This window comes from Micromonospora narathiwatensis (assembly GCF_900089605.1).
Taxonomy (GTDB): Bacteria; Actinomycetota; Actinomycetes; order Mycobacteriales; family Micromonosporaceae; genus Micromonospora; species Micromonospora narathiwatensis.
In genome coordinates, this window is record NZ_LT594324.1 from 4,947,077 (window position 1) to 4,966,367 (window position 19,291).

A 19,291-nucleotide genomic window follows, 5' to 3' on the forward strand; every position below is an offset into this window, starting at 1 on the left:
GTCATGGCGTACGTGCACGCGGAGATCGCGAGCCAGCCCGACTGCTGGCGGGAGGCGGCGCGGCTCGCCCCGGCCGTGGCCGACCACCTGCCCCGGCCCGGCGAGCGGGTCGCCGTGGTCGGTTGCGGCACGTCGTGGTTCATGGGCATGGCGTACGCCGGGCTGCGCGAGCGCGCCGGCCAGGGCGAGACCGACGCCTTCCAGGCCAGCGAGTTCCCCGCCGGTCGGCGCTACGACCGGCTCATCGCGATCACCCGTTCCGGCACCACCACCGAGGTGCTGGACCTGCTCGCCGCGCTGCGCGGTCAGGTCCCGACCACGGTCCTGGTCGGCGACCCGGCCTCCCCTGCGGTCGAGCTGGCGGACGCCGCAGTGCCCCTGCCCTTCGCCGACGAACGCTCGGTCGTGCAGACCCGCTTCGCCACCACCGCGCTCGCCCTGCTCCGCGCCCACCTCGGCGACGACCTGGGCCGGCTGGCCGCCGACGCCGAGGTGGCCGTCCGCGCCCCGCTGCCGATCGACCCGGCCACCATCGAGCAGGTCACCTTCCTCGGGCGCGGCTGGACGGTCGGGCTCGCCCAGGAGGCCGCGCTGAAGTGCCGCGAGGCGGCCACCTTCTGGGCCGAGGCGTACCCGGCGATGGACTACCGGCACGGCCCGATCTCGGTCGCCGCCCCGGGGCGGCTGGTCTGGGCGTTCGGCGGGATCCCCGACGGGCTGCCCGAGGACGTGGCCGCCACCGGCGCCGCCTTCGTGCACAGCCGTACGCACGGCTGCCGCGCGGTGCTGACCAGTTGGGCGGCGGGTCGCACCCCGGTCGACCCGATGGCCGACCTGATCCTCGCCCAGCGCTTCGCCGTCGCGCTGGCCACCAGCCGGGGCCTGGACCCGGACGCGCCCCGGCACCTGACCCGCTCCGTGGTGCTCGCGTGAGCGAGTGCCAGCGAGCGAATCATCAACTCAGCGCGTTGGTGCCGCACGCCGGCACGCAGCGAAGCGGAGTGCCGGCGTGAGCTCAGGCGACGAGGTCGTCGTCGCGCTGGACGTGGGTGGCACCGGGATGAAGTGCGCCCTGGTCCGCCCGGACGGCACGATGGTGCACGCCGAACGGCACGCCACCGAGGCGGCCCGCGGTCCGGAGGCGGTGGTCGGCACGATCCTCGACGTCGCCGAAGGGCTGGCCGGCAAGGCCCACGCGGACGGGCTGACGGCGGTGGCCTGCGGGATCGCCGTACCGGGGGTGGTCGACGAGGCCCGCGGGGTCGCGGTCTGGTCGGCGAACGTGGGCTTCCGGGACGTACCGCTGCGGGAGCTGGCGCGGGGGCGGCTCGGCCTGCCCACGGCGCTCGGGCACGACGTGCGGGTGGGCGGCCTGGCGGAGGCCCGGGTCGGCGCCGGCCGCGACGCCGGCCACGTGCTCTTCGTCGCGATCGGCACCGGCATCGCCGCCGCCCACGTGGTCGACGGGTCGGCCGCCGCCGGCGCGCACGGCGCCGCCGGCGAGATCGGCCACATCCTGGTACGCCCCGACGGTCCGCGCTGCGGCTGCGGTCGCCCCGGCTGCCTGGAGGCGATGGCCTCGGCCGCCGCGATCGGCCGCCGGTACGCCGAACTGGCCGGCGTCCCGGCCACCGCCGCCGAGGTGGCGGACCGGGCGGCGGCCGGCGAGCCGCTGGCCGGCCGGGTCTGGCGGGAGGCCGTCGAGGCGCTCGCCGACGGGTTGGCCACCGGTCAGGCGCTCTTCGACGTGGCGACGATCGTGATCGGCGGCGGGCTGGCCCAGGCCGGCCCCCGGCTGCTCGACCCGCTGCGCGCGGCGCTGGGGGAACGGCTGACCTTCCACCGGGAGCCGCGCCTGGTGGCGGCGGCCCTCGGCGACGAGGCCGGCTGCCTCGGCGCCGCTCTGCTCGCCCTCGACACACTGGATTAAGGAGAGTCGATGACCCTGCGCGTGTCCGGCAAGGTGGTGACCCCGACCGGCGTGATCCGGCAGGGCTGCGTGGAGGTCGCCGGCGACCGGATCCGGGCCGTCGCCGAGTACCCGTCGGTACGCGACGGGCACTGGATCGTGCCGGGCTTCGTGGACATGCACACCCACGGCGGGGGCGGGCACACCTTCACCACCGGCGATGCGGCGTCGGCCCGCGAGGCGGCCGGGTTCCACCTGCGGCACGGCACCACCACCCTGCTGGCCAGCCTGGTCAGCTCGCCGTTGGCACTGATGCGGGAGGCGACGGCCGCGTACCGGCCGCTGGTCGAGTCCGGGGTGCTGGCCGGGATCCACTTCGAGGGGCCGTACCTGTCGGCGGACCGGTGCGGCGCGCAGAACCCGGAGTTCCTCCGCGACCCGTCCACCGACGAGCTGGCGGAGCTGATCGAGCTGGGCGGCGGCGCGGTCCGGATGGTCACCCTGGCCCCGGAGCGGGACGGCGCGCTGGAGGCGATCAAGCTGCTCGTCGCGCGCGGCGTGGTGGCCGCCGTCGGGCACACCGACGCCACCTGGGCGCAGACCCGGGCCGCCGTTGACGCCGGGGCGAGCGTCGGTACGCACCTGTTCAACGGGATGCGCCCGGTGCACCACCGGGAGCCCGGGCCGGTGGTGGCCCTGCTCGACGCGCCGAACGTGATCTGCGAGCTGGTCGCCGACGGGGTGCACCTGCACGACGGCATGCTCACCTTCGCCGCCTCGACGGCCGGCCCGGAGCGGGCCGCGCTGATCACCGACGCGATGGCCGCCGCCGGCATGCCCGACGGAGAGTACGAGTTGGGCGGCCAGGCCGTCACCGTGGCCGACGGGGTGGCCCGACTGAGCCGGGACGGCGCGATCGCCGGCAGCACGTTGACCATGGACGCCGCCCTGCGGCACGCCGTCGCGGCCGGGGTCGCGCTGCCCGACGCCTGCCGGATGGTCGCCACCACCCCGGCTCGGGCGATCGGGCTCGGTGACCAGGTCGGGGCGTTGCAGGCCGGGCTCCGGGCCGACCTCGTCGTGCTCGACGACGAGCTCGACGTGGTCCGGGTGATGCGGGCCGGCGCCTGGCTGGAGTGACGCGGGAGGCAGCACCGCAACAGCCAACTCCGGCCGTCAGCCGGCGGTGGGGACCTCGACGCCCAGGACGGCCTGCTCGTCGGGGCGGTGCACCAGCACGTCCGACAGGTACGACTGCACGGCGTGGCGCATGCCGACGTCCCGGCCCTCCCGCTCGGACAGCAGCCACTTGTGCTCGATGATCTGGGTGAACAGCTCCTGCGGCTCCAGCTTGCTGCGCAGGTGCGCGGGCACCGCCCGGACCACCGGCTCGAACACCTCGGTGAGCCAGCGGTGCGCGGCCTGCTGCTCGTCGGTCAGGTCGCTCTCGGTCCGGTACGCGTCCAGGTCGTTGAGGAGCTTGCGGGCCTGGTTCTCCTCGGCGTCCAGGCCGGTGAGCCGGAGCAGCCGACGGGTGTGGTAGCCGACGTCGACCACCTTGGGCCGGACCAGGTAACGCCCGTTGTCGACGGTGGACATAGCCACCTCGGCGACGTCGAAGCCCAGTTCGTTGAGGCGGCGGATCCGCCCCTCGATGTCGCGCCGGGCCTCCCGCTCGATCTGCTGCTCGTAGGTGATCTCGTGCCAGAGCCGCTCGTACCGCTGCACGACCTCCTCGCAGACCACCTCCGGGTCGATCGACTCGTGCAGCAGCCCGGCGGCCTGGAGGTCCAGCGCCTCGCCGAAGATGTTGACCCGGGCGATCTCCAGGTCCTCACCGCGCTGCCCGTTGGAAAGCGAGCGGTGCAGCGCCCCGGTCTCGGCGTCCACCAGGTAGGCGGCGAACGCGCCGGCGTCCCGCCGGAACAGCGTGTTGGACAGCGAGCAGTCGCCCCAGAAGAAACCGGTCAGGTGCATCCGGACCAGCAGCACGGCCAGTGCGTCGAGCAGCCGGTTCATCGTCTCCGGCCGCAGCATCCGGGAGAAGAGCGCCCGGTACGGCAGCGAGAACTGGAGGTGCCGGGTGATCAGCACCGGGTCCAGCGGCCGGCCGTCGTCGGCCTGCCGGTCGGCCACGATCGCGACCGCCTCGACCGACGGGAAGTCGATCCGCTCCAACGCCCGGAGCAGGTCGTACTCCCGCTCGGCGACCCGCTCGCCGGTCTCCTTCACCGCGTAGACGTAGTCGCCGAGCCGGACGAAGCGCACGATGTGCCGCGAGATGCCCTGCGGCAGCGCGACCAGGTGCTGGGCAGGCCACTCCTCCAACGGGGTCGACCAGGGCAGGTCGAGCAGCGCCGGGTCGACGAGGGCCGAGGTGATCCGCACGGGGACAAGTCTGACGGCTGACCCCGTCGATGCGCTTCACATCGTGGGGCGGCACACAGCCGCCGAACGGCCGTGGCGGGTCGGTCGCCGCCGACGGCCGGTAGCGTGGTCGCGTGCGGGAGACCACTGGGGTACGCGACAAGCTGCGGCTCCGGCCCGTCCGGCCGGCCGGCTGGTGGTTCGACGGGCTGCTGCTCGCCGCCCTGGTGGGCCTGACCGTGGCGCTCGCCACCGGGCACCTCTTCGGCCTCGACCGGGGGGCCGCCGACTGGGCCGCGGAGCACCGTCCGACCGCCGCCCGGTGGGCCGCGATGCTCCTCAACTACCTGGGCCAGGGCACCCCGCTGACCCTCCTCGCGGCCGCGCTCGGGGTGGTGGTGGCGGTCCGGCTCCGGTCGATCCGCCCGGTGCTGCCGCCGGTGGCCGCGTTCGTGCTCACCTATCTGACCATCGGGCCGCTGAAGGTGTGGACCGCCCGGCCCGCGCCCAGCGCCAGCGTCAAGGAGCCGTTCCTGCCGCCCGACCAGACGTTGCCGCTGTTCCAGCACGACCTGCCGGTGCGCTTCGCCCAGTCGTACCCGTCGGGGCACGTGGCCAACGCGATCGTCTGGTACGGCATGCTCGCCCTGCTCCTGGCGCCGCTACTGCGCACCCTCGGCCGCACCGTCCCGCCCCGGCTGGTCACCGTGGTCCGGGTGCTGCCGCCACTGATCGTGCTGAGCACGACGACGTACCTCGGCTGGCACTGGCTGACCGACTCGGTCGCCGGGCTGCTGCTCGGCCTGCTGCTGGACCGGCTGCTGCACCGGGTGCCCTGGAACGACCTGCCGTTGCCCGCCGTACTGCGGAACTGGGACCGGCCGTTCATCTCGGGCCCGTAGCCTGCGCCCGTGGTTCAACTGGCGCGGCGGCTGGCCGTACCCGATGCGGTGGTCATCGGGCTGGGATCGATGCTCGGTGCGGGCGTCTTCGTGGTCTTCGCCCCGGCCGCCGCGGCGGCCGGTGGCCTGGGTCTGCTGATCGCACTGGCCCTGGCCGGCTTCATCGCCTACTGCAACGCGACCAGCTCGGCCCGGTTGGCCGTCCGCTACCCGGAGTCCGGCGGCACCTACGTCTACGGCCGGGAACGGCTGCACCCGTTCGCCGGTTTCCTCGCCGGCTGGGGGTTCGTGGTCGGCAAGACGGCGAGCTGCGCGGCGATGGCGCTGACCATCGGGGCCTACCTCTGGCCGGGGCGGGCGCGGCTCGTCGCGATCCTCGCGGTGGTGGCGGTGACCGCGGTGAACCTGCGCGGCATCGGCAAGACCGCGACCGCCACCCGGGTGCTGGTCGGCGTCACCCTCGCGGTCCTCGTCGTGGTGGCGGTGACCGGCGCGCCGCACATCGCACCCGACCGGCTGGACGGCCTCGGCGGGACCGGGTTCCGGGGCGTGCTGACCGCCGCCGGGCTGCTCTTCTTCGCCTTCGCCGGGTACGCCCGGATCGCCACCCTCGGCGAGGAGGTCCGTGACCCGGAACGGACCATCCCCCGCGCCGTGCCGCTCGCGCTCGGCATCGTGCTGGCCGGCTACCTGGTGCTGGCGGTGGTCGCGCTCGGCGTGCTGGGCGAGGAGCGGCTGGCCACCGCCGCCGCGCCGCTCGCCGAGACGGTCTCCGCCGCCGGGCTGCCCGGCCTCGCCTGGCTGGTCCGGGCCGGGGCGACCGTGGCGGTGACCGGCGTACTGCTGTCCCTGCTCGCCGGGGTCGGCCGGACCGCGCTGGCGATGGCCCGCCGCAGGGACCTGCCCGGCGCGCTGGCCGCCGTGCACCCGCGCCTGCGGGTGCCGCACCGCGCCGAGCTGGCCGTGGCCGCCGTGGTGGCGGTCGTGGTGGCCCTGGGCGACATCCGGGGCGCCATCGGCTTCTCCAGCTGCACGGTGCTGGTCTACTACGCGATCACCAACGCCTCGGCGCTCACCCTGGGCCGTGAGCCGGCCCGGAAGGTCCCGGTGCAACTGCTGGCCGCGCTGGGGCTGGTCGGCTGCCTGGTGCTGGCGGTCAGCCTGCCGGTGGCCAGCGTGGTCGCCGGGTTCGGGGTGCTCGCCCTCGGCGCCCTCGGGTACGCCCTACGCCACGCCGTCGGCCGGGCCTGACCCGGGTCACTCCTCCGGTTGCCTCGGGGCCGGCGTACCGGCCGGCTCCGGCGAGATCGAAGTGGTCTCCCGGAGCAGGGCGGTCAGCCCGGCCCGTCGAGCCACCACGGTCAGCCGGTCCCCCGCCTGGATCACCATCCTCGGGTCGGCGGACCAGTCGGTCCGCTGCCCGGCGCGGCTGTGCGCGAGCAGGCGTACCTCCCCCGGACGGGCCACCGCGGCGAGCGGGCGACCGTCCAGCGGGGAACCGGCCCCCACCGGCACCTCGGTGACCAGCAGCGCGTGCCGGCCGACCGGGATGGTGGCGATCACGGCGCGGTCCAGCAGCGCCGCCGCGAACGCGGGCGCGGCCAGGTACGACACGCTGCGCGAGATGCCGATGCCGAACGCCCGCTGGATCCGCTCGGCGAAGTCGCCGTCGAAGAGGCGGAGCACCACCCGCAGGTCGGCGTCGAACGAGCGGGCATTCAACGCGGCGCGCAGGTTGGCCCCGTCGTCGGTGGAGACCACCACCAACGCCTGACAGGTGTCGACGGAGGCGGCCCGCAGCGTCTCCTCCAGCCCGGCGTCCCCGACGATCAGCGGTACGCCCAGCCGGTGCGCGAGCGGGGCGCCGCGCGCGTCGGGGTTCCGGTCGATGGCGACCACCTCGACCCCGAAGTCGTACAGCTGGGCCATCACCCGGGTGCCGATGTTGCCCAGCCCGACCACCACCACGTGGCCGGAGCGGTCGGGTTGGATCCGGCCGTTGTGCAGGGCGAGGCGGGCGTTGACGATGCCGTCGACCACGGCCGCCGTGATCAGCGGGATCAGCGCCAGCCCGGCCAGGGTGAGCACCACCTGCATGATCTGGGCGGTGGCGGGCTTGTCGAGGTCGGGGTCCTGCCCGCTCAACGAGGTGACCAGGGTGAGATAGAGGGCGTCGGACCAGCCCACGTGCGCGGCGCCGGAGTTCAGCCAGCCGAGGACGGCGATCATCGCGAGCAGCGCCAGCACCGCGATACCGATCTTGCGGGTGGCGAAGCTGCGGACCGCGCGGAGCAGCACCATCGCGGGCTGCCGGCGCCGCCGGGCCCGGGCCAGCCGGCGGGCGGCCAGCTCGGCGCCGGCCGGCCGGCCGGTCGCCTCGGCCAGCACCACGTCGGCCGCCGCCTCGTCGGCGGGCAGCACCCGGACCAGTTCCGGGTCGGTGGTGACGGCCAGCCCGCAGAGCACGTCCGACGGGCGTACGTCGGCACGGCGGGCCGCGTAGAGGGTGCGGCCGGCGTGCCGGAAGTGGGTGGGGGCCAGCTCGCCGAGCGCGGCGGCGACGAACGCCGGGGCGGCCATCGCGGCGTCGGAGAGCACCGCCGAGTCGGGGAAGAGCTGCCGCAGGCCGTCGGCGAGGCTGGTGTTGAACATGCGTACCACCAGGCGCAGCCGGGGCTCGACCTCCTGGGCACAGAGCGCGGCATGCATGTTGCCCACGTCGTCCTGGTGCAGCAGGGCCAGCCCGTCGGCGCCGGCGAGCCCGGCGCGGCGGAAGGCGGCCTCGTCGAGCCGGTCGGCCAGGACCACCTGGACGCCCTCGATGTCCCGGCCGTCCGGGCCCTCGGTGCGGCGGCGCCCGGGCACGACCAGGGTGACCCGGATCCGCCCGGTGGACGACTCGGTGGCGAGCAACGACCGGACCACCCAGTACGCCAGCGGGTCGGAGCCGCAGACCACGTAGTGCGGGTGGGCGTCGCCGTTCATCCGGAGCCGCCCGGCGGCGCGGCGCGCGCGCTCGCGCAGGGGCTCGGTCATGCCCGGATGGTAGTCAGCCACTCGCGATGCGCGCAGCCCTTGGATCACGAACGCATGGCGTTTCGGGGTACGGGTAGAGCAGACGGTATGCAGACGTTCCTCCCGTACCCGAACTTCCTGGCCAGCGCACGGGTGCTGGACCAGAAGCGGCTGGGCAAGCAGCGGGTGGAGGCCATCCAGGTCCTACGCGGGCTGACCTGGCCGACGTACGGCTGGCGCAACCACCCGGCGGTCAGGATGTGGGCCGGGTACGAGGAGGCGCTGACCCGGTACGGGCTGGACATGTGCGCCGTGTGGTGCGAGCCGGGCCGGGCGGACACCTGCGCGGCCACGCTGACCACCGACCTCGCGACCACCTGCGGCATCGACACCGTGCGTACCCAGGCGGAGCTGGCCGAGGCCGGGGAGCTGCCGCCCTGGCTGGGCCGGGAGGACCTGCACCGCAGCCACCGGTCGTCGCTGCTGCGCAAGGATCCGGCGCACTACGGCCCGCGGTTCGGTGACGTCCCGCCCGATCTGGAGTACGTCTGGCCCGGCTCCGACCGGGAACGGCGCTGTCCGCCGCCGTCCGAGGGCTGAACCGGCCTGCCGGGTGGCCCACGGAGGGATCGAAATGCGTTGCCCGCCGCACCCGTGCCGCCCTACCGTGATCGCGCAAGGTCAACCACCGCTCCGGGAGCCGTCGATGTCGCTACGACACGCCACCACTGTGCCGTCGTGGCTGCTCAGCGACGGTTGCCGAGCCGAAGGTCCCCGCGCCGGGTGGCCGGACTGACGCGTACCCGCGTGTTCGTCACAGCCGCCCGTCCCGTGGACCAGGGCGGCTTTTTGCTGCCGTTCCGCCGATCGTGAAGGGAGAGCCCGGTGGACGCCGTCCTCGTCATCAACGCCGACCTCGGCCCGCTGCACCGGGTCACCGTCCAGCACGCGATCCGGATGCTCTGCCGGCGGGTCGCCGAGATCCACGAGGCCGAGCCGGACCGGGTCATCGGGGTCTTCCCGATGCCGCGCGTGGTCCGCCTCGTCCGCTACGTCGTCACCCGCTGGCGGTTCAGCGCCGGCCCGGCCTGGTCGCGGGGCGGGGTGCTGCGCCGCGACGGGTGGCGGTGCGCGTACTGCGACGCCCCGGGCAGCACCATCGACCACATCCTGCCCCGCTCGCGCGGCGGCCGGAACACCTGGAAGAACACCACCGCCGCCTGCTACGAGTGCAACCAGCGCAAGGGCGACCGGACGCCGGCCGAGGCGGGCATGCCGCTGCGGCGCGAGCCGGTGACGCCGACCTGGGCGGCGCTCGCGGGGCGGTGACGGGCCGGCCGGCGGGCACAGGGGGCCGCGTCGGGGGTACGCCCCGGCGCGGCGCCCGCCGGTCCCTTCCCGCCCGGGCGACCCGTCAGCCGGCGGCGGGCGGGGTCCAGGTGAAGCGCGGCGGCCGGCGCCCGTTGACCGCCGCCACTCCCTCGCGGGCCTCGCCGCTGGCCCGGACCTGCCCGTGCCACCAGGCGATCCGCGCGTCGTCGGCGCGCCCGTCGATGATCTCCTTCGCGGCCGTCACGGTGAGCTGGGAGCGCTCGGCGACGGCCGTGGTGACCGCGTCGACCCGGGCGGCCAGGGCGTCGGCCGGCAGCACCTCGTCGACCAGGCCGATCCGCAGCGCCCGGTCGGCGTCGACAAGTTCGCTGGTGAACAGCAGGTGCTTGGCGGCGGACGGGCCGACCAGGCCGGCCAGCCGCCGGGTGGTCGGCGCGGGATAGACCAGCCCCAGCCGCGCCGGGGGTACGCCGAACCGGGCGTCCGCCGTGGCGAGCCGCAGGTCGCAGGCGACGGCGAGCTGGCACCCGCCGCCGACGCAGGCACCCTCGATCGCGGCCACGGTGGGCTTGGCGAAGGCCGCCAGCCGTTCCTCGGCGGCCACCGCGATGCTGCCGTCACCGGCCTCCAGCAGCTCGTCCAGGTCACCCAGGTCGGCACCGGCGCAGAACGTGCCGTCCGCGCCGGTGAGCACCAGCGCCCGCACCGCCCGGTCCGCCTCCAGGCCGTCGAGCAGCACCGGAAGCTGCCGCCACATCCCCGGGGTCATCGCGTTGCGACGGGCCGAGTTCCGGATCACCACGGTGGCCACCGGGCCGGTCACCGTGACGGTCAACTCCGCGTCCGACATGTCTCCTCCTCCGCCGGTCGGGCCGACCATAACGGCGCGGGCCCGACGACCACCCGCGTGGGGTGGCCGCCGGGCCCGCCGACGGTACGGCCAGGTCAGGAGACGTTGACCGCGGTGTCGTCAATGACGAAGGACGTCTGGTAGAGGACGTCTTCGGTGGCGGTGAACTTCAGGGTGACGTTCTGGCCGGCGTAGGCGGCCAGGGAGAACGTCTTCTGGCTGTAGCCGGTGGCCTTGTTCAGGTTGGAATAGGTGGCCAGGGTCGTCAGGACGGTGCCGGAGGAGTTGAGGACCTGCACCGTGAGCTTGTCGTAGGCGGTGGTGGTGGTCGTCTCCGAGCTGTCGATGTGCAGCCAGAAACTGAAGTTGTAGGTGGTGCAGCCGGTCGGCAGGCTCACCGACTGGGACAGGGTGTCGGTGTGGGTGCTGCCGTAGCCGTCCATCCAGGCGTTCCAGGTGCCGCCGTGGGTGGGCTGGCCGCTGGAGCCGTACTGGCCGATGACGCCGGTCGTGGCGGTCCAGACGGTGTTGCCGGACTCGAAGCCGGGGTTGCCCAGTTTCTGGCCGGCGCCGGTGCAGCCGCCGCCGGTGCCGTTCACGGTCAGCGTGTACGTCGTGGTCTTGGCGCCGGAGGTCGCGGTGCCGGTGATCGTCACCGGGTAGGTGCCGGACGGGGTGCTGGCCGAGGTGCTGATCGTCAGGGTCGACGAGGCGCCCGAGGTCACCGACGCCGGGCTGAACGACGCGCTCGCGCCGGTCGGCAGGCCGGACGCGGAGAACGTCACGGTCTGCGCGGTCCCGCTGGTGGTCGCCGTCGACACGGTGGTGGAGACCGCGGAACCCGCCGTCACCGAACCGGACGTCGGCGAGAGCGAGACGGAGAAGTCGTTGCCGGTCGACCCGCAGGGCGCGTCGTTGCCGGTCACGCTCACCGCGGTCCACGCCGCCTGGACGGCCTTGTACTCGGTGGAGCAGTTGCCGTACAGGTCGGTGGCGGCCTTGAGGGTGTACGCCCGGGCGGTGTTGGCCGGGTTGCTGGTGTTGACGTACGTGGTGTTCGAGGTGAAGTACACGTCGAGCGCCCGGTACCAGATCTTCTCCGCCTTGGCGCGGCCGATGCCGGTCACCGCGGGGGCGGAGCCGCAGACCGGCGAGGTGCCGTACGCGGTGGCGCCGGTGCCCTCGGCGAGGTTGAAGAAGAAGTGGTTGCCCGGGCCGGACGAGTAGTGCACGTCGACGTTCTTGGTGGTGGTGGACCAGCAGGAGTGCGACGAGCCGTCCAGCGACGGGTTGTACATGTAGCGGAGCGGCTTGCCGTTGCCGTTGATGTTGATCTTCTCGCCGATGTCGTAGTCGCCCGGGTCGCTCGGCGCGTTGGCGTAGAACTCCACCATCGTGCCGAAGATGTCGCTGGTGGCCTCGTTGAGGCCGCCGGACTCACCGGAGTAGACCAGGCCGGCGACCGCCTCGGTGACGCCGTGGCTCATCTCGTGGCCGGCCACGTCGAGCGAGACCAGCGGACGGGAGTTGCTCGACCCGTCACCGTAGGTCATCTGGGAGCCGTCCCAGAACGCGTTGACGTAGTTGTTGCCGTAGTGCACCCGGCTCGGCACGCCGGCGCCGTTGCCGAAGATGCCGTTGCGGCCGTGCACGTTCTTGAAGTAGTCGAACGTCACCGCGGCGCCGAAGTGCGCGTCGACGGCCGCCGACTGCCGGTTGGAGGTGGCGCCGTTGCCCCAGGTGTTGGTCGAGTTGGTGAACGTCGCGCAGGTCCCGGTGGTGGTGTTGTTCATGTCACAGGTGCGGCCGTTGCCGTGCGACGGGTCCACCATCGAGTAGGTGCTGCCGGAGAGCGTCGTGTCGATGCTGACGGTGCCCGAGTAGACGCTGTTGCCGGTGCCGGCGACCGACTCGATCTCGTCGTACGAGCCGATCACCTTGCCCGTGCTGGCGTCGGTGATGACGTGCAGCTTGGACGGGGTCTGCCGGTCGGCCTTCCAGCCGGAGGCGACGGTCTCCCAGGCCAGGCGGCCCTGACCCGAGCTGGCGTCGACGAAGAGTTCGGACGCGCCAACCGAGGTGAGCGTGCCGGAGAACGTCTTGCGCGCGCTGGCCTGGGCGGCGGCCGAGCCGACCTTGGCGGTGGTGCTCAGGGTGAGGGGCGCGGTCAGGCCGACCGAGGTGCCGGCCACGGCGCCGTTCGGGGCGGCGTGGACGACGAAGTCGCCGCCGTAGACGCGCAGGCCATGATAGGTCCGGGTGTACCGGGTGTGGGTGGCGCCGGAGGCATCCACCTTGGTGCGGACGGCCTGGTACGCCTCACCGCTGGCGCCCTGCACGGCACCGGGGTTGGTGCGGAGGATGCTGTCCGCACGAGCTACCGCGGACTCCGCGGCCGGAGCGCTGGGTGTTGCCGCGTACGCCGTGGTGGTGACGCAGGTCAGCACGCCGCTGGTGAGCAGCGCTGCGCTGACGGCGGCAAGGGGTCTTTTCACGGGCCCTCCTGAAGGGGGAAAGTTGTGACGGGGGTAGTCACGGATGTAGATATAGCGATACATCGAGGAAAGCGGAAGAGGGTCGGGCGATTCCTGCCGGGGACATTGGCCGTTCGGACGAGGCGGCGCAGGTGGGTGGAACCGGATGGCCCCGCCGTGCGTCCGATCGGCATGAGATCAACTCCCGTCGCCGCGGCCGTCCTCGCCGTGCTCCTCACCCCCCTCGCCGGGTGCGCCCAGGCCGGCGGGACGAGCGCCACCCCGACCAGCGCCACCCCGACCAGCGCCACCCCGACCAGCGCCACCCCGACCAGCGGCACGCCGACGGAGGGCCCGACCAGCGCACCGACCACCGAGTCGCCCACCGCCGCCGGCACCGGGCCGGCCGGCAGGCCGGGCGTGGACGTGGTGCTGACCAAGTCCGGCGGCTTCGCCGGGCTGGACGACACGGTGACCGTGACGCCCGACGGCCGCTGGACCAAGGTCGACCGGGCGGGCGCCACCCGCACCGGCCAGCTCGACGCCGGTGACCTGGACCGGCTCCGGCAGCTCACCGCCGACCGGCGCCTGCTCGCCGAGGCCACCGCCACCGCCCCGGTCAGCACGTGCGCGGACGCCTTCACCTACCAGCTCACCGTGGGTGCGGTCACCACCAGCTACGTGGACTGCTCGTCGGACCGCACGCCGCCCGCCGCCACCGCGGCCGTGGTCGAGCTGCTCACCCAGGCCACCGACTGACGCCCGCCGACGGGTACGCACGGCGGAACCAGCGCGGGCGGGGGATCCGTCCCGGGGCGACTCGCCCGCACAAACGTCGGGAGGCGCGAGCCTGGCCCGCGCCTCCCGACAAACCGCTGCCCCGCCGTCAGCGGACCGCCCGGAGCAGGGTCGCCGAGACCCAAGCCCAGCCGGCCGCCACCGCCACCGCGAACGCCACCAGCGCGGCCGCCCGCCCACCGCTGGCCACCAGCGCCAGCCAGGCCGCCGCGAAGAAGACTCCGGTGATCGCGCTGTACGCCGCCCAGCCGCGCTCGCCGCGCCGGGCGAAACGGCGGGCGGTGATCAGGCAGGCCGCGATGAGCGCCGAGAAGGCGACCGCCCCGGCGCCGAAGTGCGCGAACCCGTGCCAGCTCACCTCGCCCGGGCCGCGCGGCGTGCCGGCCGGGAAGCCGTCGAACGGATCGGCCACGAAGATCCCCGCCAGCACCAGGCCGAGACCGTACTGGCCGAGCAACCAGGGGCCGCTGACCGGGCCGAGACCGGGATGCGGGGTCCGCCGCAGCGCCAGGGCCGCCCCGACGCAGAGCAGCCCGGCGACGATGAAATTGCCTATCTGCAGCCAGCCCAGGTCCCCGTTGCCGAGCACGCTGACCGGGTGCCGGCGGAAGTCGAAACCGTCGCGGGCCAGCCCCTGGACCAGCGCGACCGCCACCCAGAGCGGGCCGGCCACGACGCCGCCGGCGAGCAGCACCCGGCCGACGCTCGCCCGCGCCACCGGCCGCACCGTGATCGCCTCGGTCACCGATCCACCCGTCTCAGGCCTGGGTGAACATCTGGCCGATGCGGATCTTGTTGCCGAACGGGTCGCGGATGCCGAAGTCGATCCCGTACGGCCGCTCGGTCGGCTCGTCGTAGGCCTCCACGCCCTTCGCCATCAGCTCCGCGTACGTCTTGTGGGCGTCGTCGGTGGTCATGAAGAGGTGGCCGCCCAGCGCGCCCTTGGTGAGCAGCTCGCGGACCTGCTCGGCGGTGGCCGGGTCGAGGGCCGGCGGCCCGGGCTTCTCCAGCAGGATCTCGCGCTCCGGGTCACCCGGCAGGTTGACCGTGAGCCAACGCATGAAGCCGAGGTCCGCGTCCGTGTTGACCTCCATGCCGAGCTTGCCGACGTAGAAGTCGAGGGCCTCGTCCTGGTCGAGAACATAGATCTGAGAGCGGGAAATCGCGTTCATCGTCATGCCGGAAACGCTAGAGCAGATCGCTGACCTGCCGCTTATCCAAAACTGATCGGTTCCCGGGCGCCTGGGTCGGCGTCGGCCGTCGGTTGCCCCTGCGTCGGCCGGCCGGCGTCGCTCGGTCGCATCCACGCCTTGATGAAGCAGCTCGGCACGCCCGCGGCGAGCTCCTTCCGCCGCCGGTACGCCGACGGCGACTCGCCGACGATGTCGCGGAACGTCCGGCTGAACGTGCCCAGGCTGGCGAAGCCCACCGCGTAGCAGATCTCGGTGACCGGCTGGCCGGTCTGCACCAGCAGGTACATGGCCCGTTCGACCCGACGGCGTTGCAGGTAGCGGTGCGGGGTCTCGCCGAAGGTGGCACGGAAGGTACGGATGAAGTGCGCCTCGGAGACGTGCGCGATGCGGGCCAGCGCCGGCACGTCCAGCGGTTGGGCGTACGCCCGGTCCATGGCGTCCCGGGCGCGCAGCATCGCCCGGTTGGACTCCTCGACCGCCCGGCTCACCGAACCGCTCCCCCGTCCAGGACCAGGTCGAGTTCGCGGAGCTGGTCGGGATCGGCCACCACCTCGATGCCGATGATCCGGTCGGTGACGGTGAAGCTGAGCGCGAGGCTGGTCCGGCCACCCACGACGACGACCGCGCCCGGCATGCCGTCGACGAACGCGGGCACCGCGGCCTGGGCCCGCCCGTTGAAGAAGCCGGCCACGCCGGCCGAGCCGCGCAGCTCGGCGCTGCCGCCCATCCGGACGGCGGCGGCGTCGGCGCGCAGGACCACGTACGGGTCGAGCAGGCTGACCAGGTCGTCGAAGCGGCCCTCCCGGGAGGCGGCGAGGAACGCCTCGACCACCCGACGCTGCCGGGCGGGATCGGTCTGCGGGTCGGCGGACCGGCTCTGCACCCGGCGCCGGGCGCGGCTGGCGATCTGCCGTACGGCGGCGGCGCTGCGGTCGACCACCGGCGCGATCTCCTCGAAGGAGACGGCGAACATGTCGTGCAGCACGAACACCAGCCGCTCGGTGGGGCCGAGGGTGGTGAGCACCACTTCGAGCGCCCGGCCGACCGACTCGGCGAGCAGTGCCTCCTGCTCCGGGTCACGCCCGTCGACCAGCTCTGCGGTGGACGCGTCCGCGGCCACTTCCGCCGGCTCCTCGTGCCGGGCGCTGGCGGACCGCAGCCGGTCCAGGCAGACCCGCCCGACCGTGGTGGTCAGCCAGCCCGGCAGGTTGTCGATGGTGTCGGTGTCGGTGTGGGTGAGCCGCAACCAGGTGTCCTGCACGGCGTCGTCGGCCTCGGCCCGGGAGCCGAGCATCCGCTGCGCCACCGCGCGCAGCCGGGGGCGTTGTTCCTCGAACCGCCGGACCAACACGTCGGTGTCGCTCACGACCTCGCCATCCCCCACACCCCTGAGTGACTGCCGTCACATCTGTCACGACGGCCGTCCATGCCTCGACATCCAGGTGACGGACGACGACGGACGGCGCGACGAACGCCGGCCAGCCTAACAGGACAGGATGGATCAAAATGGCTCTCGATGCACGCATCCAGAACCCGGCGGCCCTGCTCCCCGACGCGGTGCAGGCGGTCAACCTGCTCTACAAGGCCGCGCACTCGGCGGGCGTACCCGGCAACACGCTGGAACTGGTCCACCTGCGTGCCAGCCAGATCAACGGGTGCAGCGCCTGCGTCGACTCCGGGGCGCGGAGCGCCCGGAAGGCGGGCGAGACGGAGGAGCGCCTGTTCGCACTGGCCGCCTGGCGGGAGACGCCGTACTTCACCGACGCGGAGCGGGCCGCGCTCGCGCTGGCCGAGGCGGCGACCCGGCTCGCCGACCGGAGCGACGCGGTGCCGGACGAGGTGTGGGACGAGGCGGCTCGCCACTTCGGGGAGAAAGAACTGGCCGCGTTGGTGCTGTGGATCGCCACCACCAACTTCTTCAACCGGATCAACGCGACGACCCGCCAGCCGGCCCCGCAGCACTGGGGCTGACGGCCGGCAGGGCCATACCACCACGACGGCCGCCCTCGCCAGCGGTGCCCCGGCACCCGGCAGGGCGGTCGTCGTCAGTGCGGGGCGGCCTTCGACGCCTGCTGGGCGGCCTCGATGACCTCGGTCAGCGCGGCGTGCAGCTTCCGCAGGTCGTCCAGGGGCATGCCGAGCCGCTCGACGATGGCGGGCGGGATCCGCTCGGCCTCGCCGCGCAGGGCCAGCCCCCTGGCGGTCAGGGTCACCGCGAGGCTGCGCTCGTCGGCCGGATTCCGCTCGCGCTGGAGATAGCCGATCGCCTCCAGGCGCTTGAGCAGCGGCGACAGGGTGCCCGGGTCGAGCTGCAACAGGCGGCTCAACTCGCGTACGGACAGCGGCGCGTGTTGCCAGAGGGCGAGCATCACCAGGTACTGCGGGTGGGTCAGGCCCATCGGTTCGAGCAGCGGACGGTACACGGCCACGACGCCGCGGGCCGCCACGGACAGGGCGAAGCAGACCTGCTGCTCCAGCGCCAGCGGGTTGTCGAGCTGGCTCGGGTCGCCCGTCCCTTCACCGAATTTCGCCACGGTGCTACCGTACCAATAGTTTGTGCACCAATCATTTGACCACCAAGCAGCGGGTCGTGCGGGACGGAGACTGGATGATGGCTGCCGACGAGGAGAAGAAGGCCGGTGAGGGCGGACGCCTCCTGGGGTGGGTGTTCCGGAACCTCGCCGGCCCGCCGACCGTGGAGAACGCCGTCCAGGGCGGCTCCCAGCAGGCGCGCGACCTGTGGAAGCAGGACCTTGAGCGGCGAAAGCAGTGGAGCCGGGAGCAGCGCGAGCGCAAACGCGCCGAACGCGAGGCCCGGCGCGGGGAGTGAGCCACCGAGTCGCCTCCGGCGCGGTGGACCGACAAAAGTGGCACTCCCGGAACGGAAGTGCCTGACAACGTCGGAGCCCCCGGCCGGGATCGAACCGGCGACATCTCGCTTACAAGGCGAGTGCTCTGGCCAGCTGAGCTACAGGGGCGTGTGGTGCCGTGGTCAGCATAGCGACTGACGTCGGGAAATCCCGCTCGGCAGGGCTCCCGAGCATGGAAAACGTCAATTTCCTGACCGCGGCACCGACGGATCGTCGCCATGGCCGCCGAAGGCCGGGAGGATTGCTGCCTCGGCGTGCCTGTGTGACCGTTATGCGGTATGCGATCCGTCCCACCGGATGTTCACCGTCTTGGCACGGTCGCAAATCCCGTTTACCGTGCAGTGACACGGACGACACTCCGGTCGGCCTCGGCTGTCCGGGCGACGCCCGTTGACCGGCACCGTGGGTGCCGGTCGCTCCTTCACTCGGATCGTCCGGCACGTTCCTGCCGGTGAAAGGAAGCGCTCCACCATGGCTACGGTCACCTACGCGAAGGCGTCCCGGATCTACCCGGGCACCGAGCGCCCCGCGGTAAACCAGCTCGACCTCGAGATCGGCGACGGCGAGTTCCTCGTCCTGGTCGGCCCGTCGGGTTGCGGCAAGTCCACCAGCCTCCGGATGCTCGCCGGCCTGGAGGACGTCGACGACGGCGCCATCTACATCGATGAGCGGGACGTCACCCACCTGCCGCCGAAGGCCCGCGACATCGCGATGGTCTTCCAGAACTACGCCCTATACCCGCACATGACCGTCTACGAGAACATGGCCTTCGCGCTGAAGCTGCGCAAGACCTCGAAGTCGGAGATCGACCGGCGGGTCAAGGAGGCGGCCGGGCTGCTCCAGCTGGAGGAGTTCCTCAACCGCAAGCCGAAGGCGCTCTCCGGCGGCCAGCGCCAGCGGGTCGCCATGGGTCGCGCGATCGTCCGCGAGCCGCAGGTCTTCCTGATGGACGAGCCGCTGTCGAACCTCGACGCCAAGCTCCGGGTGCAGACCCGTACGCAGATCGCGTCGCTGCAGGCCAAGCTCGGCGTCACCACGGTCTACGTCACCCACGACCAGGTCGAGGCCATGACCATGGGCCACCGGGTCGCGGTCATGCTCGACGGCGTCCTCCAGCAGGTGGACACCCCCCGGGCGCTCTACGACACCCCGGCCAACGTCTTCGTCGCCGGCTTCATGGGCTCCCCCGCGATGAACATCAAGACCGTTCCGCTGACCGAGCGGGGCGCCGCGTTCGCCGAGCTGAACGTCCCGCTGACCCGCGAGCAGGTCGAGGCGGCCAAGGCCGAGGGCGGCAACGGCAAGGTCACCGTGGGCTTCCGTCCGGAGGACTGCGACCTGGTCAGCCCGACCGAGGGCGGCATGCCGGTCGTGGTCGAGCTGGTCGAGGACCTCGGCTCCGACGCCAACGTCTACGGCCACGCCGCGCTCGAGGGCCACAACGAGCGCTTCGTGGTCCGGACCGACCGGCGCACCATGCCGAACATGGGCGACACCGTGTTCGTGAAGCCGCGCCAGGGCCGCAGCCACGTCTTCCACGCCACCACCGGCAAGCGCATCTGACGTACGCGAAGCAAAGGG

The 19,291-nt window shown here is 73.2% G+C and carries 20 protein-coding genes and 1 tRNA gene; 11 read left to right on the top strand and 10 right to left on the bottom strand.

The genetic code is table 11. The features are described 5' to 3' along the window. Positions 1-3: 3 nt before the first annotated feature. The 3 genes from GA0070621_RS21590 to nagA all read left to right on the top strand — a co-directional run bounded on the left by GA0070621_RS21590 (position 4) and on the right by nagA (position 3,049). Positions 4-933 carry an SIS domain-containing protein gene (locus GA0070621_RS21590; protein ID WP_091198768.1) on the top strand — a complete coding sequence of 310 codons (930 nt, stop codon included), beginning with the start codon at positions 4-6 and terminating at the stop codon, positions 931-933. A 76-nt stretch (positions 934-1,009) separates the two neighbouring features. Beyond that, on the top strand, positions 1,010-1,930 hold the full coding sequence (locus GA0070621_RS21595) for an ROK family protein (RefSeq protein WP_091198769.1): 921 nt from the start codon (positions 1,010-1,012) through the stop codon (positions 1,928-1,930). Positions 1,931-1,939: 9 nt separating this feature from the next. Further along, positions 1,940-3,049: an N-acetylglucosamine-6-phosphate deacetylase gene (gene nagA, locus GA0070621_RS21600; RefSeq protein WP_091198771.1), complete on the top strand. Its 1,110-nt coding sequence runs from the start codon at positions 1,940-1,942 to the stop codon at positions 3,047-3,049. Positions 3,050-3,085: 36 nt separating this feature from the next. Here nagA and GA0070621_RS21605 read toward each other — a convergent pair whose 3' ends face one another. Continuing rightward, positions 3,086-4,297 carry a DUF4032 domain-containing protein gene (locus GA0070621_RS21605; protein WP_091198773.1) on the bottom strand — a complete coding sequence of 404 codons (1,212 nt, stop codon included), beginning with the start codon at positions 4,295-4,297 and terminating at the stop codon, positions 3,086-3,088. Between the two features lie 143 nt (positions 4,298-4,440). On the opposite strand from GA0070621_RS21605, the gene GA0070621_RS21610 reads away from it, so the two are divergent. Both GA0070621_RS21610 and GA0070621_RS21615 read left to right on the top strand, forming a co-directional pair. After that, on the top strand, positions 4,441-5,178 hold the full coding sequence (locus tag GA0070621_RS21610) for a phosphatase PAP2 family protein (protein WP_197674097.1): 738 nt from the start codon (positions 4,441-4,443) through the stop codon (positions 5,176-5,178). 9 nt (positions 5,179-5,187) lie between these two features. Then, positions 5,188-6,429, top strand: a complete 1,242-nt coding sequence (locus GA0070621_RS21615) for an APC family permease (protein WP_091198777.1) — start codon at positions 5,188-5,190, stop codon at positions 6,427-6,429. 6 nt (positions 6,430-6,435) lie between these two features. On the opposite strand, the gene GA0070621_RS21620 is transcribed toward GA0070621_RS21615, so the two are convergent. Further along, a complete protein-coding gene (locus GA0070621_RS21620) occupies positions 6,436-8,214 on the bottom strand; it encodes an NAD-binding protein (RefSeq protein WP_167667138.1) in 1,779 nt (592 codons plus the stop codon). 87 nt (positions 8,215-8,301) lie between these two features. Here GA0070621_RS21620 and GA0070621_RS21625 point away from each other — a divergent pair, with 87 nt between their 5' ends. Then, on the top strand, positions 8,302-8,793 hold the full coding sequence (locus GA0070621_RS21625) for an MSMEG_6728 family protein (RefSeq protein WP_091198780.1): 492 nt from the start codon (positions 8,302-8,304) through the stop codon (positions 8,791-8,793). 285 nt (positions 8,794-9,078) lie between these two features. Continuing rightward, the gene (locus GA0070621_RS21630) at positions 9,079-9,522 is read left to right on the top strand and encodes an HNH endonuclease (RefSeq protein WP_091198782.1); all 444 of its coding nucleotides are present in this window, start codon (positions 9,079-9,081) and stop codon (positions 9,520-9,522) included. An 85-nt stretch (positions 9,523-9,607) separates the two neighbouring features. Here the strand turns inward: GA0070621_RS21630 and GA0070621_RS21635 are convergent, their stop codons facing one another. Together GA0070621_RS21635 and GA0070621_RS21640 are read right to left on the bottom strand one after the other, a co-directional pair. Next, positions 9,608-10,375, bottom strand: a complete 768-nt coding sequence (locus tag GA0070621_RS21635; RefSeq protein ID WP_091198784.1) for an enoyl-CoA hydratase/isomerase family protein — start codon at positions 10,373-10,375, stop codon at positions 9,608-9,610. Between the two features lie 95 nt (positions 10,376-10,470). Continuing rightward, the gene (locus tag GA0070621_RS21640) at positions 10,471-12,870 is read right to left on the bottom strand and encodes a M4 family metallopeptidase (RefSeq protein WP_091198786.1); all 2,400 of its coding nucleotides are present in this window, start codon (positions 12,868-12,870) and stop codon (positions 10,471-10,473) included. 171 nt (positions 12,871-13,041) lie between these two features. Here GA0070621_RS21640 and GA0070621_RS30115 point away from each other — a divergent pair, with 171 nt between their 5' ends. After that, a complete protein-coding gene (locus tag GA0070621_RS30115; protein ID WP_167667139.1) occupies positions 13,042-13,608 on the top strand; it encodes a hypothetical protein in 567 nt (188 codons plus the stop codon). A gap of 127 nt (positions 13,609-13,735) precedes the next feature. Here GA0070621_RS30115 and GA0070621_RS21650 read toward each other — a convergent pair whose 3' ends face one another. The 4 genes from GA0070621_RS21650 to GA0070621_RS21665 are packed head-to-tail and all read right to left on the bottom strand — an operon-like array spanning position 13,736 to position 16,206. Further along, positions 13,736-14,392 carry a DUF998 domain-containing protein gene (locus tag GA0070621_RS21650; protein ID WP_091198790.1) on the bottom strand — a complete coding sequence of 219 codons (657 nt, stop codon included), beginning with the start codon at positions 14,390-14,392 and terminating at the stop codon, positions 13,736-13,738. 13 nt (positions 14,393-14,405) lie between these two features. After that, a complete protein-coding gene (locus GA0070621_RS21655) occupies positions 14,406-14,825 on the bottom strand; it encodes a VOC family protein (RefSeq protein WP_091198792.1) in 420 nt (139 codons plus the stop codon). A 35-nt stretch (positions 14,826-14,860) separates the two neighbouring features. Further along, positions 14,861-15,328, bottom strand: a complete 468-nt coding sequence (locus tag GA0070621_RS21660; RefSeq protein WP_091198794.1) for a helix-turn-helix domain-containing protein — start codon at positions 15,326-15,328, stop codon at positions 14,861-14,863. Continuing rightward, positions 15,325-16,206 carry a sigma-70 family RNA polymerase sigma factor gene (locus tag GA0070621_RS21665; protein ID WP_091202709.1) on the bottom strand — a complete coding sequence of 294 codons (882 nt, stop codon included), beginning with the start codon at positions 16,204-16,206 and terminating at the stop codon, positions 15,325-15,327. The genes GA0070621_RS21660 and GA0070621_RS21665 overlap by 4 nt, the downstream gene beginning before the upstream one ends. 140 nt (positions 16,207-16,346) lie before the next feature. Between GA0070621_RS21665 and GA0070621_RS21670 the strand changes: the two genes are divergently transcribed. Next, on the top strand, positions 16,347-16,811 hold the full coding sequence (locus GA0070621_RS21670; RefSeq protein WP_091198796.1) for a carboxymuconolactone decarboxylase family protein: 465 nt from the start codon (positions 16,347-16,349) through the stop codon (positions 16,809-16,811). A gap of 74 nt (positions 16,812-16,885) precedes the next feature. Here GA0070621_RS21670 and GA0070621_RS21675 read toward each other — a convergent pair whose 3' ends face one another. Continuing rightward, positions 16,886-17,374, bottom strand: coding sequence for a MarR family winged helix-turn-helix transcriptional regulator (locus GA0070621_RS21675; protein WP_091198798.1), 489 nt, complete (start codon positions 17,372-17,374; stop codon positions 16,886-16,888). A gap of 56 nt (positions 17,375-17,430) precedes the next feature. On the opposite strand from GA0070621_RS21675, the gene GA0070621_RS21680 reads away from it, so the two are divergent. Beyond that, positions 17,431-17,670: a hypothetical protein gene (locus tag GA0070621_RS21680; protein WP_167667140.1), complete on the top strand. Its 240-nt coding sequence runs from the start codon at positions 17,431-17,433 to the stop codon at positions 17,668-17,670. A 74-nt stretch (positions 17,671-17,744) separates the two neighbouring features. Here the strand turns inward: GA0070621_RS21680 and GA0070621_RS21685 are convergent. Continuing rightward, a tRNA-Thr gene (locus tag GA0070621_RS21685) sits at positions 17,745-17,818 on the bottom strand. A gap of 363 nt (positions 17,819-18,181) precedes the next feature. Between GA0070621_RS21685 and GA0070621_RS21690 the strand changes: the two genes are divergently transcribed. Continuing rightward, the gene (locus tag GA0070621_RS21690; RefSeq protein WP_091198800.1) at positions 18,182-19,273 is read left to right on the top strand and encodes an ABC transporter ATP-binding protein; all 1,092 of its coding nucleotides are present in this window, start codon (positions 18,182-18,184) and stop codon (positions 19,271-19,273) included. Positions 19,274-19,291: the final 18 nt, after the last annotated feature.

What these genes read in the sequence shown, in the direction of transcription:
- GA0070621_RS21670 (WP_091198796.1), top strand. Translation starts at nt 16,347, where the DNA reads ATGGCTCTCGATGCACGCATCCAGAACCCGGCGGCCCTGCTCCCCGAC.
- GA0070621_RS21655 (WP_091198792.1), bottom strand. Translation starts at nt 14,825, where the DNA reads ATGACGATGAACGCGATTTCCCGCTCTCAGATCTATGTTCTCGACCAG.
- GA0070621_RS21590 (WP_091198768.1), top strand. Translation starts at nt 4, where the DNA reads ATGGCGTACGTGCACGCGGAGATCGCGAGCCAGCCCGACTGCTGGCGG.
- GA0070621_RS30115 (WP_167667139.1), top strand. Translation starts at nt 13,042, where the DNA reads ATGAGATCAACTCCCGTCGCCGCGGCCGTCCTCGCCGTGCTCCTCACC.
- GA0070621_RS21690 (WP_091198800.1), top strand. Translation starts at nt 18,182, where the DNA reads ATGGCTACGGTCACCTACGCGAAGGCGTCCCGGATCTACCCGGGCACC.
- nagA (WP_091198771.1), top strand. Translation starts at nt 1,940, where the DNA reads ATGACCCTGCGCGTGTCCGGCAAGGTGGTGACCCCGACCGGCGTGATC.
- GA0070621_RS21635 (WP_091198784.1), bottom strand. Translation starts at nt 10,375, where the DNA reads ATGTCGGACGCGGAGTTGACCGTCACGGTGACCGGCCCGGTGGCCACC.
- GA0070621_RS21620 (WP_167667138.1), bottom strand. Translation starts at nt 8,214, where the DNA reads ATGACCGAGCCCCTGCGCGAGCGCGCGCGCCGCGCCGCCGGGCGGCTC.
- GA0070621_RS21625 (WP_091198780.1), top strand. Translation starts at nt 8,302, where the DNA reads ATGCAGACGTTCCTCCCGTACCCGAACTTCCTGGCCAGCGCACGGGTG.